General features: G+C 51.9%; 15 protein-coding genes. 1 reads left to right on the top strand and 14 read right to left on the bottom strand.

Annotated features, from left to right (window positions below):
- Window position 1 precedes the first annotated feature (1 nt).
- The 12 genes from C7E00_RS05160 to C7E00_RS05105 all read right to left on the bottom strand — a co-directional run bounded on the left by C7E00_RS05160 (window position 2) and on the right by C7E00_RS05105 (window position 9,444).
- A complete protein-coding gene (locus C7E00_RS05160) occupies window positions 2-295 on the bottom strand; it encodes a hypothetical protein (RefSeq protein ID WP_105303276.1) in 294 nt (97 codons plus the stop codon).
- Between the two features lie 111 nt (window positions 296-406).
- A complete protein-coding gene (locus tag C7E00_RS05155; protein WP_105303275.1) occupies window positions 407-1,357 on the bottom strand; it encodes a DNA/RNA non-specific endonuclease in 951 nt (316 codons plus the stop codon).
- The gene (locus tag C7E00_RS05150; RefSeq protein WP_105303274.1) at window positions 1,354-3,243 is read right to left on the bottom strand and encodes a DNA/RNA helicase domain-containing protein; all 1,890 of its coding nucleotides are present in this window, start codon (window positions 3,241-3,243) and stop codon (window positions 1,354-1,356) included. Before C7E00_RS05150 ends, C7E00_RS05155 begins: the two co-directional genes overlap by 4 nt.
- An 87-nt stretch (window positions 3,244-3,330) precedes the next feature.
- Entirely contained in the window at window positions 3,331-4,086 is a 756-nt protein-coding gene (locus tag C7E00_RS05145; protein ID WP_167836472.1) for a DUF4230 domain-containing protein, read from the bottom strand.
- 2 nt (window positions 4,087-4,088) lie between these two features.
- Window positions 4,089-4,499, bottom strand: coding sequence for a hypothetical protein (locus tag C7E00_RS05140; RefSeq protein WP_105303272.1), 411 nt, complete (start codon window positions 4,497-4,499; stop codon window positions 4,089-4,091).
- Window positions 4,500-4,502: 3 nt separating this feature from the next.
- The gene (locus C7E00_RS05135; RefSeq protein ID WP_105303271.1) at window positions 4,503-5,243 is read right to left on the bottom strand and encodes a hypothetical protein; all 741 of its coding nucleotides are present in this window, start codon (window positions 5,241-5,243) and stop codon (window positions 4,503-4,505) included.
- The gene (locus C7E00_RS05130) at window positions 5,240-5,560 is read right to left on the bottom strand and encodes a hypothetical protein (protein WP_105303270.1); all 321 of its coding nucleotides are present in this window, start codon (window positions 5,558-5,560) and stop codon (window positions 5,240-5,242) included. Before C7E00_RS05130 ends, C7E00_RS05135 begins: the two co-directional genes overlap by 4 nt.
- 15 nt (window positions 5,561-5,575) lie before the next feature.
- Entirely contained in the window at window positions 5,576-6,559 is a 984-nt protein-coding gene (locus C7E00_RS05125) for an MYG1 family protein (RefSeq protein WP_105303269.1), read from the bottom strand.
- A 225-nt stretch (window positions 6,560-6,784) separates the two neighbouring features.
- Window positions 6,785-6,979 (bottom strand): hypothetical protein, encoded by a 195-nt coding sequence (locus C7E00_RS05120; RefSeq protein ID WP_105303268.1) that lies wholly within the window; start codon window positions 6,977-6,979, stop codon window positions 6,785-6,787.
- Window positions 6,976-7,677: an SDR family oxidoreductase gene (locus tag C7E00_RS05115; protein WP_105303267.1), complete on the bottom strand. Its 702-nt coding sequence runs from the start codon at window positions 7,675-7,677 to the stop codon at window positions 6,976-6,978. The genes C7E00_RS05120 and C7E00_RS05115 overlap by 4 nt, the downstream gene beginning before the upstream one ends.
- Window positions 7,674-8,678, bottom strand: a complete 1,005-nt coding sequence (locus C7E00_RS05110; protein WP_105303266.1) for an SPL family radical SAM protein — start codon at window positions 8,676-8,678, stop codon at window positions 7,674-7,676. Before C7E00_RS05110 ends, C7E00_RS05115 begins: the two co-directional genes overlap by 4 nt.
- A complete protein-coding gene (locus C7E00_RS05105; RefSeq protein ID WP_105303265.1) occupies window positions 8,665-9,444 on the bottom strand; it encodes a nucleoside phosphorylase-I family protein in 780 nt (259 codons plus the stop codon). Before C7E00_RS05105 ends, C7E00_RS05110 begins: the two co-directional genes overlap by 14 nt.
- 173 nt (window positions 9,445-9,617) lie before the next feature.
- On the opposite strand from C7E00_RS05105, the gene C7E00_RS05100 reads away from it, so the two are divergent.
- Window positions 9,618-12,527: a transglycosylase domain-containing protein gene (locus tag C7E00_RS05100; RefSeq protein ID WP_167836471.1), complete on the top strand. Its 2,910-nt coding sequence runs from the start codon at window positions 9,618-9,620 to the stop codon at window positions 12,525-12,527.
- A 223-nt stretch (window positions 12,528-12,750) separates the two neighbouring features.
- On the opposite strand, the gene C7E00_RS05095 is transcribed toward C7E00_RS05100, so the two are convergent.
- Both C7E00_RS05095 and C7E00_RS05090 read right to left on the bottom strand, forming a co-directional pair.
- The gene (locus tag C7E00_RS05095; RefSeq protein ID WP_204378568.1) at window positions 12,751-14,388 is read right to left on the bottom strand and encodes an ABC transporter ATP-binding protein; all 1,638 of its coding nucleotides are present in this window, start codon (window positions 14,386-14,388) and stop codon (window positions 12,751-12,753) included.
- Complete coding sequence (locus C7E00_RS05090) at window positions 14,381-16,117, bottom strand: ABC transporter ATP-binding protein (protein WP_105303263.1); 1,737 nt, start codon at window positions 16,115-16,117, stop codon at window positions 14,381-14,383. The genes C7E00_RS05095 and C7E00_RS05090 overlap by 8 nt, the downstream gene beginning before the upstream one ends.
- Window positions 16,118-16,235: the final 118 nt, after the last annotated feature.

The following is a 16,235-nucleotide window of genomic DNA, read 5'->3' as shown; positions in this document are numbered from 1 at the left end:
ATCACTTCGCTTCTGTCTCTGATCCTTCCGGATTCAGCAGCTTCTTCAGCTTTTCCTTGTCCTCATCAGAAAGATTCTTCACGTAGTCTTCGACGCTTTCTTTCGGCTCTTCGCTCTTGGTGGCGGCTTCCTTCGCCTTGTGCTTCAGTTCCTGGTTCAGAGCTTTGCCCTGCTCCACGGTCACTTCACCCTTGCGGATCAGCGTGTCCACCATTTCACTGCCCTTTTCGGCAGTCAGCGCTGCAGCCCCGACACTGGCAAGCAGCAGATTCTTGAAAAGATCCTTTGTTTCCATGAAAATGATCCTCCTGTCAAGAGACGATGCTCTTTCTGATTTCAGTTTAGAAGAACTTACGTGAAACTGAAAGAGCAAGATTCATGCAATCATGCTTTTCTGTCTAATTTTTCAGGGATTGCAGCGGCCGCAGGGCACATACCCTTCTGCAATCAGCGTGCTCCGCAGTCCCGTATACTCCTCACGGTTCTTGTCCTTCATCTCTGAAACACTGTCGCACCAGGGATAGTGAAACCGGTGCGTATTCGTGTTCAGCACATAATTCATGACCGGTTCTGCGCTTTCTTCCGGTTCTTCTTCGAGATGGCTGCTGCCATCGGAGTAATCGATGACGACGCCTGGCTGAACATTGTAGCAATACACGCAGAAGGAAAGGCCTGCGCCTTCATCTTCAATGGACTCTGCCTCCATCAGCACGCCGGAAGCGACTAAGTTGTCTCCTTCATAGACTGGCGTCACGCGGTAGAGCACATGATAGCCGGAAGAGCGGATATAGTCTGCAGTCTTGTTTTCGTATGGCAGCATCCCGCTCACATTCAGATACCTGGTTCCGGTGATCAGATTCCTCTCCTCGGCATTGACCCCGGAGAGTTCATAGGCAATCAGATGACAGCGGTTATACAGATACTGTCCGTCCACGATGTCATATTTCACAAGATGCCATCCCCTCGGCCGGATCATGCCGATGGAGCCGCGCGGCTCAGAGGGCAGAGTCTCCGGTCCGAGTCGTTCCATAGCCGCACCTGCCCTGCCCAGTTCATCCAGTTCCGAGAATAGTTCCGGAGTTTCTTCGCTCAGTTCTGTCTGCGTGAAGTACGGAACATCATCATGCACGATGGCCGAAGCTTCGCCTGCATAGGCAGGAATCGAAGCGGGATCCGCCGTCTCTGCCGGAGCTATTGTGCTTTCTGGAGAAACGGAAGCGTCCGCTGCAGATTCTGCAGTCTCTTCAGGAATCCCGGTCTGTTCTGAAAGGATCGATGCAGCAGGAATGACCTGTTCTGCATGGCAGCCTTCGGAAAGAAATGCTGCTAAGAGAACAATCAGAAGTCTTTTCTTCATTCCTGTTTCCAGCCATCCTCCTGATGTATGCATTCTCTGAGATGATCCCGCAGGGCATCATCGGTGCAGTAAACGTAGCAGCCCTTCATGCCGCGGGTCATCAGCGTCCGATACGTATTCTTGATGATCTCATCGCTGAGTTTTTCTGCCCGTTCCGGGTCCTTCTTAGCCAGAGTCTTCATGCCCCGGATCGACATATCATCCTTCGAGCGTTTCCGGAAGTCCGTGATGACTCTGCCGTCTTCATAGCGCATGTCGTCGCCGATGATGACGCCGATATAATCAAATTCCAGTCCCTGGCACGTATGGATGCACCCGCATTCATTGACAGATTCAGGATCCGTGGCCCAGATGCCGTTTTCAAAGTTCCATGACATCTCGAAACTGCCGATTTTAATGTCCTTGTAATCCGGATCATTCCGTTCTTTCTTCGGCCAGTCCCAGCAGTAGCCTGCGGTGATTCTTGCCCGATTGGAAATCCGGTTCTTCTCGAAGATGCGATCCCGCATCTCTTCGGGAGTATCAAAGACTTCAAAGTCATAATCGATGCCATCCAGGTCAATGACCGCAGTATCGCGGATTTCCAGCGTATGATCCAGCCATGCCAGATAGCCGTCAGAGCCATTGCAGCGGAACTGCGAGCTGAGGGTCAGCTGTGTCACTTCCGAGTGCAGGGCGGATGCCCATCTCCTGATTTCGTCGGCAGAACCGATGTCCTGCATCGTAACTCTCTGCTCTTCATCCAGGAAGAACACCGAGCATTTCGATGCCCGGATGAGCTCCATGATCTGATTGATGCCGAGATTGCCGTAGATGCCGGACTTCTCCCTCAGACGATGGGCTTCATCGGCCAGGATCGTATCCATGAGATTTTCTTCTGCCTGATAGAATCTATCGCTGCTGAGAAACAGATTATCCACGGAGCTCTTCTGACCTTTTCCTTTGAGAACCTGCAGGTATACCTTGCGAGGAGCGCTGTTCCGGGTCACATAGCGGACCAGCTGTCCTTTCTGAGTCAGGGCCGCCAGCAGATTCACAGCTACGACTGTCTTGCCGGTACCAGGACCGCCTTTGACGATGACGGTGCGTTTCTTTCCGTCTTTCTGGCATTGTTCTGAAATCTGGGCAATCGTATCAAAGGCTACTTTCTGATCATCGATCAGGACAAATTCCTTCCTTCCTGCCACCATTCCGGCGATCGCATCCTGCAGGCGCCGGGATGGGCGGAGCTTTCCATGGTCGATGCGGTACATGACATCGGAATCATCGCCCTTAGCAATGCTGGAACGGATGTACTTCTGAAGATCCCTGGCTTCTTTCTTATCAAAAGCAGGTGCTTCTTCTTCATACGTCTGATACTGCGGTTCATCGAGCGGATCATGGGAAGAACTCCGCTCATAGTTATGCAGCCAGGCACATGGCTTCAGCGTGATCTCTTCTTCCTGCACGGTCTGGTTGTAGTCGCGAATCAGGGACGCATAGCTCCACGCCTGATAGCTCGGGTGCACCGTCTTCCGGAGGGCTCCGCCCGTATACGTCTCTACCAGTGCTTCCGTTCCCGGCACCGCATTCAGCGAAGACCACTGCTTCAGCTCAATGATCACGGCAGAAGGCTTTTCTTCGGCATCATAGCCGGAGATGATGAAATCCACGCGCTTGGCGGTTTCCGGAATGTTGTATTCAATCGCCACGCCGGCATTTTCCGGAATGGACGGTTCGCTCAGCACATTGGCCATGAACTGCAGCGAGTTCTGCCAGGAAGCGATTTCAGCCTTCCCGCTTTTCCTGTGCAGGCGTTTCTCAATGGTCTTTTCCAGCTGCTCAGCGATGCTCTGATTCAGCACATCTTCCAGGAACCTGGATTTCACGCAATCATAGATAATCATTCTGCCCCTCCGCAGATTCCAGTTCTTTTTGCTATTCTACCTCAGAACCAGCGGCAGAAGAAAGCCGGAGCACATGCCCCGGCATATTCAGCTCTGAAATACGATGTTCACTTTGTAGGCAGGAGAAACCTGAGATACCAGCGGCTGATAGGTCTCCCACGCACTCAGCAGCGCAAAGCGATCGGCCTGATCGAAGCAGTCCTGCTGCTTGAGCCGCTCCGTGAGCTTCTCTACAGCTTCGGTCTGGAATTCCTGCGTCTGCTCAGCCGTCAGCTGAATATCGCCGAAGGCAAGCCAGCCCTTGTCCGTATCGCCGAGCACGGTCTTCGACGGATCGAACGTCACCTGATGAAGCTGTGCTCTCGGAATCGCGATGGTCAGCGTTAACGTATCTTCATTCAGGCTGATCGAAGAAGCAGTGACCTTGCTCAGATCAATCGTATACTGCCCGGTTCCGTAAATCGTCTCATTCTGGACCTTGCTGAAAACAGCCCAGCTGAAGAGACCAGCTTGCGTGATCGTTGTCGGCACAGATACTTCCTGTTCGTCGACAATCAGCAGCTGCTGCTGTTCTGCAGCTCCGAGCACTGCATCTTCAAAATCAGCTGCCTTGTATCCGAAGACCCCGTTATGATCCAGAGTCAGATCATGACCATCTGCCGATGCCGTCTCCGGATTCTTCGGAAACAGCGAGATCTTCCCCACCGCAAATACTGCTGCCGCACAGACTAAGGCAGTCAGCAGCACGTTCCTGAACTGATTTCTGAAGGACGCATGCTTCACGCCTTTTTCTGCTGCCTTCTCAACAATCTCTTCCAGCTGTTTCTGTTCTTCTTCCGTCATCTTCATTCTTCTCCCGAAATCAGCCGGTCGCGCTGACGCTCCAGCATCGTCAGGGCCTGAGCAATCCGGATGATCTCTTTCGAAGTCCTCTCATCGATCTTAAGCATCTGGCTGACTTCATTCAGAAACTGCAGTTCCGTTTCCGAGATACCCGCATCCGTATCGCACATGCAGGCAAGATCATACAGCAGCCTTCTCTGACTCTCCGGGTTCTGAATGCTGCAGAGGATTTCTGAAAGGGTCCTGGAACCTTCTGTGATTTCTGCCGAAATTTCACGCATCTCTTCGCCGCTCACCTGCTGCTTCCGGCAGAAGTCTTCAAAAAGATCAAATTCAGAAGAGCTCACGCCCGTTTCCCGATTGGCAGCGTAGAGAATGGCTTCCGCATAAGCCCGCTTCTCCTGATCATCCATCAGTTATACCCCGAAGAAAGCATCGAGCATCTCTTTCTCATCTGCCTTCATTTCGTCCGTGAGCTCATCATAGGCACCTTCCTGCTTCTCAGAGGTACCGGTGGTGAACCCGACCAGTTTTCCATCTTTCCAATGAAAGAAGTTCGGTGCGTAGATCCGCTTCTCGCCCAGATCCACTTCCGTTCCATCTTCTTTCGTCAGCGTATATTCGCTGAGCGAATCCCCGAATGCAGTGAGCATCTTCTGATAAGCCTCGGTTCCGGCTGCTTTCTGAACCGGATTTCCATCATCATCCAGCTGGTACGCATCCCGCAGCACTTCATTGCCATCCGCATCCCAGATCTGCACGTAATAGACCGTTTCAATGCCGGCATCCATCGCGCTCTGCACTGCCTGTTCAATCACGCTTCTGCACCAGGGGCATGCTTCATCGCCGATATACAGATAGAACTCGCCATCCTGATCCAGGAGAGCAGCTGCCTCATCGCCGGTGATTTCCTGAAACGGATTGTTCTCCGGAATCTCAACACTGCGCACCGTATGCTCGCCCCGTTCGGTTCCGTTGAGGGCTTCGTACGCTTCCTTGAACGAAGTGCCTTCGGCAGAAGGCGATGCTTCCGTTCCGCATTGTTCAAAGATATCGCAGCCCTGCGAGCCGCTGGAAGCAGTCTGTTCTGCCGCTTTGCTTTCTGAACTGCAGCCCGCCAGCAATGCTGCCAGGCATAGAATCATCCATTTCTTCATTTACTCTCCTTCGGTTCCGCTTCCATGACTGCCCCGCAATGCGGACAGATCGGGCGTTCCATATTCACATGGTACCCGCAGCTGCTGCAGGTACATTCCCGTTTATAGTAATAGCCGCTGACAGACTCCTCAGAAGGAACCTTCTCATGAATCCAGTAGGCCGTCGTGACATGGACCATGCCATGCGTGCGCACACCGCTGGACATCCGGTTGGTCTGCACCAGGCCAAGCCGCTTCGCCAGTTCTTTCTCTTCATCCGTCATGCGGACATAGGGCTTGTTTTTCAGCTCTGCAATGCTGATATCATGCTTCTGCATACACCCCTCCGTCTGTTATTTCTCTGAACCATTGCGCAATGCGATGCTAGCCATTTCCAGAGCACTTTCCTGGCTGCCGCAGCCCGCCAGGAACCCGGACACATGACAGAAAATCGCATCCTTGATTCCGCTTGCCTTCTGCAATTCGTCATACCTGAGACCATACCAGCTCTCTGGCAGCGGGTGGCGGTACTTCGTGCGATCATCTGAATCTTCCAGCGCACACTGGATATTCCATCCTCCTCGCAGAGCAGGATAGATCACATACCAGATGTCCTGCGCCTTCGGATTATTCTGCTGGGCATAGAGCGTTCCCTCCCATGGCGCAAAACAATCCATGATCATGATGTGATTGGCACTGTAGCTGATGCAGCGCAGCACATAGTCTCTTGCATCGAGAGAAGAAATGATGCTGTCAATCCGGTTCAGCAGGATATCCCTGGCAAAACTCACCGCATCCAGAAATGCATCATCCGGATTCAGATCAGAATTCCAGGTCGGATTGAAATCCCGGATCATCTGCGTGATGGAATAGCTGATCCGGCTGTCTGAGAGAATCTTCTTTCTCATCTCTTCGGGCATTCCCGGACAGTGCTCCAGATCAGCAGCCACCGGCCGATATCCGTTATCTTCCGCATCAATGCCGAGAATCAATGAATTCTCCAGCTTCTGATAGACCAGGTCCTGATACTGTTCCGGACATCCTGCCGCCGCCAGCACTTCCGGATAATATTTTCTCCAGACAAGTCCGCAGGCCGCATACGGAATCTCAGTTCCCGGATGGGTACCGTTGGCTTCTTTATTCTCAGGACTGTGATGATCAAGTTCTCCGCCGCCGATGTCATAGACAATCCAGTCAGACGTATTTTCCGGAATTTCCGTATCACTGCCTCTGACGACATGGATCTCTTCCGAGATGATCTGGAACATCGCGGTTGCGAATACTTCATCGGCATGGAAGATGCCGTCATGCGTATATAAATTCAAAGCTCTGCTCATATGGTTTCCCTCATGCTGAGTGTAGCATCAGACTGGTTCAGAAACCGGAAATCCCATAATTTTCCATGGTTCTGACATTTTCTCTTGATATTGATTCTGTATTCTGTACGTGTGAGATGAAAAACAACAGAATGATTCCCGGAAACTTTCCCTTTCGATCCGGACCTGCATTCATCTCGTTGATAGATGCACGGCACCTGCCCCCTTTCAGGAGCCGTGCCTTTTTTATCGGATGAGTTCTTTTTCTCCGCCTTCTGCCAGCCACTTTGCAAAGGCGGCTTTCACTTCTTCCGGCACTTCCAGTTCATCGGTAAGGCCGAAGAATTCTCCTTCCCTGACATCGCCGTAGAAGCGGATGAACCAGGTTTTCTGTTCTTCATGGGACAGTTTGTCAAACTGTTCGGGAAGCGGTGTGCTCATGAATGGTTCCTCCTTCTTTCGATCCGGTTTTTCTGGGGCTGCAGCACCAGCTCGCTGATGACAGCTCCCTCCGGAAGCGACAGCATATATTTTACTGCATCTGCCACCTGTTCTGCAGAAAGCGCGCATCCCTGTTCCATGGAAGGTGTGAAATCCGCACTGCGGTAAAGGTTTGTATCCGTTAAATCCGGCAGAATCGCACAGACTTTCATGCCGTATTTCCGATTCTCCTCAAACAGCGATCGCGTGAAAGACAACAGTCCTGATTTTGCCGCTCCGTAAGCTGCCGCATGCGGGCTGCTGCTCAGGGCGGTGACACTGACGACATTGAGAATCGTTCCCTGCACGCTTCTTAACTGGCGCAGATACTTCTGGCATAAGATCATCGGAATCTCAAGATCCGTGCGTACCATGGCCTGGATCTTTTCTTCATTCATTGTTTCATGCAGTCCGTACCAGGCACATCCGGCATTGTTGATCAGCAGGGAAAGTTCCTGCTGCGGCACTTGCTTCAAGGCAGTCTTCAGAGCTTCAGGATCCAGAAGATCGCAGGCAATCGGATGAAAGGAAGGACTCTCAGAAGCAGAGGTGAATGTTCTGCCGATGCCGTAAACGGTCCATCCTTCTCTGCACAGCATTCTGCTGATGGCTTCGCCGATGCCCGAAGAAGCACCGGTTACTAATGCGGTTCTGCTCATAATCCGATCTCCTGATAAATCTGTTTTTCTGATACATATCCCTTCAGAAGAGAGAGGAGATACTGTTCCATCTCTTCTTTCACGGAAGCAGGATAATGGCAGTAGCCATTGCTCGTCTCATAAGGATACTGCACCACTGCAGAATCAGGAAACCGTTTCCGCATATTCTGAAGATACGATGCAGAAATCCGGAACGTTCCGATCGAGCAGTCCCGTATTGATTCAGGAGGAATGCTTTTTCTGCAGGCTGCGATCAGATCTTCATAGGCAGCTTTCCATCCCGGAAAGCGGATCATCGGATCAAAGCAGAGCCGGATCCGGAAGCCTGCTTCTGCGGCGGTTTCAGCAGCGCGGATCCGCTGTTCCATCGTTCCGGTTCCCTGCTCCATGGAATCGATCATTGCCTGGGGAGAAAACGTAAAGGCAGGAATGATGCGGTCTGAAACCGGCATGGTATTCCAGATCTCTCCATAACCGCTTTTCGTGCGGATCTCAATGGAGAGATCCGGGTGAGAGATCGCTGCTTGTGCCCACTGTGACAGAATTCCGGTCATCGGCTCCAGCGGGACGAGATCCGTCTCATACGCAAGACAGAGATAAGCAGGATGTTCCATCAGAAGTTTTTCCGTTTCCTCCAGAAAGTATTCCTGATTCACGAATATCACAAGATTTGCAGTCTGATACATCCCTTTCAGCCAGCAGTAGGAACAGTTGTAAACACAATTCATCGCCGGTGTGCAGTAATAAAACCAGCGCTGATCGAAGCTCTGACAGACCGGAGCCCCAGGATAGATCACTGTTCCATGCCGGACTGCCAGAATCAGATTCCGGGACGGATACTGCTCCAGATAGCTCTGACGGGGCCGGTCGAACAGCTCGCCATAGCGGGAGATCCGGATGACAGAGGCGTCCGGAAAACAGTTCCGGATCCTTTCAGTCATCGGATACCCGAACGCTTCTTCCTCTATATAAAGATGAGAAAATGGCTTATTGCGTTCCATAGCGTTCCAGGTCTTTCAGGACCTGCTTTCCTTTCTCACGGTCTTTGACCGGAAGAGTTCCTTCCCGATACAGGCTTCGGATCTTCTCATCGAGATCAATGCCGGCAAGATATGCATACCGGATCAGCTGATGAAGCTGCCGTGCCATCGTTACGCTGCAGCAGAGATCGCTGGCGAGCGTCTGTTCTGATTCCTCGGTCTGATCAGAAGAAGGAGCATCCGGAAGACTCTCGATCAGCGAAGCAAGCCATGGGGCATGTGCCTCTGATCCCTGTTTCAGTTCTGCTGCGGAGATTGTGTTTCCATGATCGCTGATATAGCGGAAAAACAGCATCTGGTCCGGCCGCAGAACCATGGCCCCGGCTTCATAGACGGCAGCGCTTTCCATATCATAGACTTCACCGGGGATCTCGTCTGCTTCCTTCAGAACCTTGCTGCCGGTTATTCCAGCCGTTTCTTTCAGCCCCGTGTTCACCAGAAGATCCGGGTAGAATGTCCTGCCGCTGTCAGCATTCTTCAGGACTGCAAGCTGAACGAGCGTGCCGGAAGGTCTGCTGGAAACTGCCGATCCATAGGAGATCAGCCAGGAGACAGGCATCAGCGCAAGCACTCTTGCAGTGCAGGAAGCAGACGCAATCGGCCCGGTGCCGGAGAGAGCCAGCACAGTCTTGTCATTTTTCCATAGATTTTTCCCGGCAGGCTTCAGATTCAGCGCATGAATCAGAGGCTCCGCCTCGGGGTAAAGTGCCGCAATCACGCATTTCATAGCAGAAATGATACGTCATCACAGGGGGTTCTTGCAAAGAATGCGGTTTCAGAATTAATTTTCATCGTTCCCCATCCGCCAGATCTCTGGTTTCGTTTATAATGTTTACTGCGTCCTGCGGAAACGCAGTCTGTTTTTGTTCCGCCCGGATGCCACAGGAGAGAAGAATCGGAATGGCCAGCGAGAAAGAAAAATCCATCAGTCCAGAAACAGAGTCGGAGCCTGAAGTATCTGCTTCCGAAAAGACCGTTCCTGCTGAAATAAATCACAGACACCATCGTCCTCACTATCGTTCTTCAGACGATCAGAAGAAGACGATCAGGTTCAGAAAGCGGAAAGCTTTTCAGCTGAAAACAGAACCTGTTCCTGCAGAGAAGCTCCCGGAAGAAAAGCCGGAAGAGAAGAAAGATCTCCCTGCAGAAGAGGCAAAACCGGCTGAAGAAGTGAAACCGGAAGCTGAGATACCAGTTCAGCCAGCAGAAAGCACTGCGGATCAGCCGGAGAAGCTGGGCGCAGAAGTGAAAGAGACGTTTCAGAAAACCAGCGAAGCACTGAAGAAAGGCTGGGACTTTGCAAAAGAAAAAGGGGCTGCCGGAATCTTAGCAGTGAAGACTGCAGCCCACACGTTCCGGAAGAAGCAGGAAGCTGCAGCGGAAGAGCGGAAGAAAGAAAATGAAGCGAAGGCTGCACAGCTCAAAGCCGCTGAAGAGAAGAAAACGGATGAATCGGTGCAGAAAGAAGCAGCAGCTGCTCTGGAAAAGGGAATTGAAGAAGTAAAGGAAAAGACAGAAGCCGGAGTTTCCTTCGTGAAGAAGGCTTCTGAGGAACTGCATGAGAAGTATGAGAAGGCTGAGGAAAAAGAAGAAGCCATCATGCAGAAAGAGCCTCCGGAGTCATTCAATCGGAAGAGTCCCGGGCATATTGTTCTGGTGATCTTCCTGTTCCTGGTCGCTGCTGCAGCCGTCGGCGGATGTGCGGTATGGACGTATTATGAATCCCTGCTGGATGGATGTCCGGAACTGGATCTGACCAAGCGGGAAAATTACAGTACGGCATCCGTGATTTACGACGCAGATGGCAACTGGGTCGCCGACTACGGAACCAATGAGAATATTGAATGGGCAGGAATCGACGAGATTCCCAAACAGCTTAAGGATGCATTTGTGGCGATTGAGGATCAGCGTTTCTATGTGCATAACGGCATTGATCTGAAGCGTCTGACCGGAGCTGTGATCGGACAGATCACTCACAACGCAAACTATGGTGCTTCTACGCTGACCCAGCAGCTAGTCCGGAATGTGTTTCTGACCCAGAATGTCAGCTATCAGCGGAAGGCACAGGAAATTCACCTGTCGCTGCAGCTGGAAAAGGTCATGAGCAAGGATGAGATTCTCGAGTGGTACCTGAATATCATCTATCTCGGCGATTCCAACTATGGCGTCAAGGTAGCAGCGCAGGATTATTTCGGAAAAGATCTGGATCAGCTCAGTCTCAGGGAATGCGCGATGATTGCAGGCCTTGTGCAGAGCCCGAATGAATACAATCCGAGAACGAATTACAACAGCGGCGACATGTCGGTTACCAACTGGCGTACCGACAATGTCCTGTATGCGATGTACAAGACCGGCAAGATCAGCGAAGAACAGTACAGCAATGCGCTGTCTGACACGGTCGCTGTGCGCACCTCCTCGGATCGTTTCAAGCTTTATGATTACCCGCTGTATGTCGAATATGCAGTCGAAGATGTTGCGGAACAGCTGCTGAAGCAGGAGGGCAAAGAGGCCACGACAGCAAATCTAGATGACATGAAGCGTCAGATCCGCAATGCTGGCTATCAGATCTATACCGCCCTGGATACATCCATGATGGATACGATGCAGGACGCGATCACGAATTTCTCGAACTATCCGCGTACGGAAGACGGAACGGAAGTAGAGGCTTCTGCGGTCATCATGGATCAGCATACCGGACGGGTGCTGGCCATGGTCGGCGGGCGTGAAGAGACCACCGAACCGGAAGGATTCAACCGGGCCGTGGACAGCACGCAGCCGGTCGGATCAAGCTTCAAGCCCTTAGCTGTCTATGCGCCGGCCCTCGAGTCCGGTGATTATCCGGGCACGACTGTGCTGGATGTGCAGACGAGCATCTATGGATATGGCGGCGACAACAGCTATCCGAATGGCGACTACATCAACGGCCCGATCACGATGCGCAGGGCTCTGGAGCTCTCGCATAACATTCCAGCCGCAAGGTTCCTGCTGGAACATGTCGGCATTGATCGTTCGTTCAGCTATCTGACCGAAGAAGGATTCGATCCTTCCCATCTGGATAAGACGGCTGCAGGTCTGGCGCTGGGCGCCTCGAGTGTCACGACCCTCGAGATGACCGCCGGATATGCATGTCTGGCAAATGGCGGTGTCTATATTGCGCCGCATGCCTATATCACCGTGAAGGACCGGTTCGGAAATCTGGTTCTGGATGAGTCAGGCGTCGAAACCCATCAGGTATTCTCCGAATCCACAGCATGGCTTGTCACCGATATGATGGAGACCAACATGACTGAAGGACTTGGTGTGAAAGCACATCTCGATACCGTGAAGAGCTGCGGCAAGACCGGAACGCATGAGCATCAGGTCATCAGCTTCGGCGGCTATACGCCCTATTACACGAGCTTTCTCAGAGTCTCGGCGGATAACTATGCATATATGACGAACAGCTCGTCTTATTATCAGGCTGCTCCGCTCTGGAAGTCCTATATGGATCCGATCTCCGAGGGCGGGGATCCGGACAAGGAAATCCAGGAAAAGACGGCAGAAGAACTTGGCATTCAGAAGTACAAGGTATGTACGGAATCCGGCATGCTTGCACAGAGCTGGTGCCCTTCGGCCGAAGAGTATGCAGCCCCGAACAATGCCCCGACAGAGCTCTGCACAGGCCATAGCTATGGCAGCTGGTCCGGTGAAGGTGATGATACCGAATACCAGGCAGAAACGGATTACAGCAATGGCTGGTGGGATGAGAACGGAACGTTCCACCCATATACCGGCTGGTGGGATGAAAACGGAGTCTGGCACGATCAATAAGCCTCAGGAGATGGCAGTCCGCCATCTCCTTTCTTATCGGGAGAAAGATTCAGACAAGGAGATTGAAAATACTTCTGCAGCAAAAATGGTGCATTCCTCATGATGATGGGAATTGCACCATTTTCTCTGTGTAGTGATATGGGCCGTCTTCTGGGGCTGAGAATCAATGTTCAGGTCTTTCCCATCCGGTTTTTCAGGTGCTTCCGAACAACTCTGCTGAAACTCAGTCTGGCTGCGCCTGGATCGAAATTTTTCTGCCGCCTGCTTCTTCATAGAGCCGATGAGAGATCGAAAGCACGGTACGATCTTTCGATGCATTCTTCATAGCAGTCATGAGCGCTGCTTCGGTATTGGAATCCAGATTTGCCGTGATTTCATCAAGCAGCAGGATCTTCGGATCAGCTGCCGCAGCCCGGGCAATGGAAAGGAGCTGAATCTGTCCCTGCGAAAGCGATGCAGATTCATATGGAGTATCAAGGCCTTCCGGAAGAGATTGCACGACCATTCTCAGATTGCAGAGATCAATTGCCTTCTGAACCTTTTCTTCATTGATCCTTGGATCATTCAACGTAATCTGATCACGGATCGTCCCGGGAATCGGATGAAACTGCTGTTCTGCATAGCCGAATAAGAGACGCCTGTCTTGTTCTCTGATTGTGGCTGGTTCTGCTCCGTAGATGCTGATCTTCCCCTTCTGCGGTTCATAGAGACCAAGCAGGAGCTTGAAGAACGTGCTCTTGCCTGCTCCGGTTCTGCCGATCAGAGTTGCCATCTCTCCCTGTTTCAGCTCCAGGCTGAAATCGTTCAGGATGATCGTTTCAGGATCATAGCCGAAGGTTACATGTTCTGCAAAGACAGGAGGCTTTGACTCATCAATCATTCCATCCTCCAAAGAAGCCTCCTCCGGCAGATTCAGGAAAGTACGGATTCTCACCAGGCCTGCCGCCGCAGACTGAATGTTCTGAATCTCCATGCCGATCGATTCAAGCGGGTCAAAAATCTTGCCGACATAAGCAATGACTGCGACCGCAGTGCCGACCGACATGCCGAAGAAGGCCTGCCAGCGGCCGCCGGAAGCAGAAAGGATCATCATGATTGCCGTGATCAGCGCACTCACCGTCAGAATGATCGGAGAATAGATGGAATCATAGAAATTAGACTTTTCCATCGCATCGAAGCCATCCTGAATCGCATGGTTGTAGCGGGAAGCCATATATCGTTCCAGGTTCAGCACGCGGATCAGACGGTGATTCTTCAGAGATTCCGGAATCTGCTGGGCAGTCCTTGCAACTGCCTCACGATAGTTTTTCTGCGCCTTGAGCATGCTCTTCTGGAAATGACGGGTCAGCAGGAACAGAAACGGCAGAGCAATCAATAACAGGATGCCGAGCCCTGAGGAACGTGTGAAGATCACGAACAGGATGCTGACAATTTCCGCGAGATCAGTGAACATCGAGATGATACCTTCATCAAACAGGGTCTCGACGGTATTTACGTCATTCACGAATAAGGATCCTGTTTCGCCGCTTCCCTTTTCCGCAAATGCAGAAGCAGGAAGCCGCTGCAGCTTTGCGGCCAGATCCGAGCGCAGCTGATGCGTGACTTTCTGGCCGAAGATCGTGATCAGCCCGCCGCGCAGGGATTCCAGGAAACCGGACAGCACAAGCAGAAGGAAATAATACAGGGCATTCTGAAGCGAAATACCGCTTCCCTCCGCCAGGCTGTCTACGAGCCTTCCCAGGACCAGCGGTGGAATCACGGCAAGAATCACGGAGCCGATGATTGATGCCAGCATCAGAATGGTCATACCGGAATTCTTCCTGATACTGGTGTTCATGGAATTTGCAATCGGGTCACGCATCAAGATCACCTGCTTTCTCCTGGCGGGTCACAAGTTCCCGATAGATCGGCTGCGTCTGCATCAGTTCTTCATGGCTTCCGCATGCAGCCGTTCCCTGATTGAGAAACAACACCTGGTCCATCCTGGAAAAGAGCGCCAGGCGATGAGAGATCAGAAGAATGATGGAATCAGAAGAATACGCCCGCAGATTCCTGAAGATCTGCTCTTCCGTTTTCGGATCCACCGCTGAAAACGGGTCATCAAGGATCATCAGCGGGCGGGCATGGTACAGCGTCCTCGCTAAGGCAATCCTTGCCTGCTGGCCGCCGGACAGTCTGATACCGCCATCTCCGATCAGCGTCTTCACGCCATCCGGGAAGGACTTCAGATCTTCATCCATGCATACCAGAGAGAGGACCTTGCTGATATCGCCTTCTCTGCCTAGTCTGATATTCTCTTCAATCGTTCCGCTGAATAGTTCCGGCTGATGGCCAAGATATGCGACAAAGGATTTCTTCTCGTTCATACATGCATGCCAGTCTTCTGTGCCCCACTGAATCCCGCCGGTATAGGAAGAACCAGGCAGAAACAGTTTTCCAAGTGAAGACTTCCCGCTTGCAACTTCACCGGTGATGCCGATGATCTCACCAGGTTCTGCCGTGAAGGTCAGATGGGAGAACACCGGATGATCTTTGTCATAAGAGAAGGAAACATCCTTTACCTGCAGCGTCTTGCAAGGGGCAGGTTCCGTCTCTTCCGAAAGTTCGGTTTCCTTCAGGAATGGCTTGATCCGCCGCCACGAAACCTGTGCTTTCTGAACCGCATTGAAAAGCTTTGCAGCCTTGGAAGACTTGGAAGCAAGCTTCGTGAAGCAGGCAAGAAACGTAGAGAATGCCGCAATATTCCATGCAGTCCATCCGGTTCCTGCTACGTTCTTTCCGCCCAGCCACAGAATCAGCACCACGCTGATGCTGGCGATAATCTGATAGAGGGGCTGAACACTCGAAACCAGAAGATTTGCCCTGGCTTCTTTCTGTTCATAATCCGTGAGAACCCCTTCATACAGCTGGTTGTGTCTGGTTTCTTCACCATAGACCCGGTAGGTCAGCGCATTGGATACCCGGTCGAGCGTTGCCTGGTTCAGTCTGGCTTCGCTCTCCTTGCCCTGGGCACTGACTATTGCGACATATCCCTTCAGCTTAGCAGCAATGAGATACGCAAACGGCGGGAATATCATCACGAGCAGCGTAAGCCGCCAGTCATAGCTCAATAACATCACCAGGTATGCCACCATAACGACACCGGTATCGAAGATTTCAGTCGTGAACTTCCGGATGCCCTCTGTGCACGTATCTGCATCTGCAATTGCCTTGGTCAGCAGGTTTCCGGCACTCTCTTCACTGACATCTGCAGAAGACAAGAGATTCCGGTACAGCGTTTCTTTCATGTCCCGGCTGATCTCATTGGCAAACCGACGGATATAGAGGCGCTTGAAATAGCGCATGCCCTGCACAAACAGGATAACGAGCACATACGTCATTGCAAGCCGGATCATCTCTGCAGGAGTTCTGGTCTTCTGAATGATGTCGCACAGCATCTGTGCCATCTGTCCTTCAAACCAGGGGCCGGCAGTCATGCCGATATTGTAGAGGACTCCGGTAATCGTGATCAGGATCAATAGACCCTTCTCATTCTGGAAATAAGTCCGGATCTCATCCGGAGATCCTTTCATCTTCCGAGTTTTCTGCATCGCTTCCCCCTATCAAAAACGTCCTGTCAATTACCCCGTCCCGTAAAGGGCCGAGGCTTGTGACTGCCTCCACCAGTACAAGCGTGCTCATATAAGCCTCCTGGTTTCTGCTAGCGAG

It is taken from the genome of Anaerolactibacter massiliensis (assembly GCF_900290205.1).
Lineage (GTDB): Bacteria > Bacillota_I > Bacilli_A > Erysipelotrichales > Erysipelotrichaceae > Bulleidia > Bulleidia intestinalis.
This window is presented reverse-complemented; position numbering and strand designations above follow the sequence as displayed.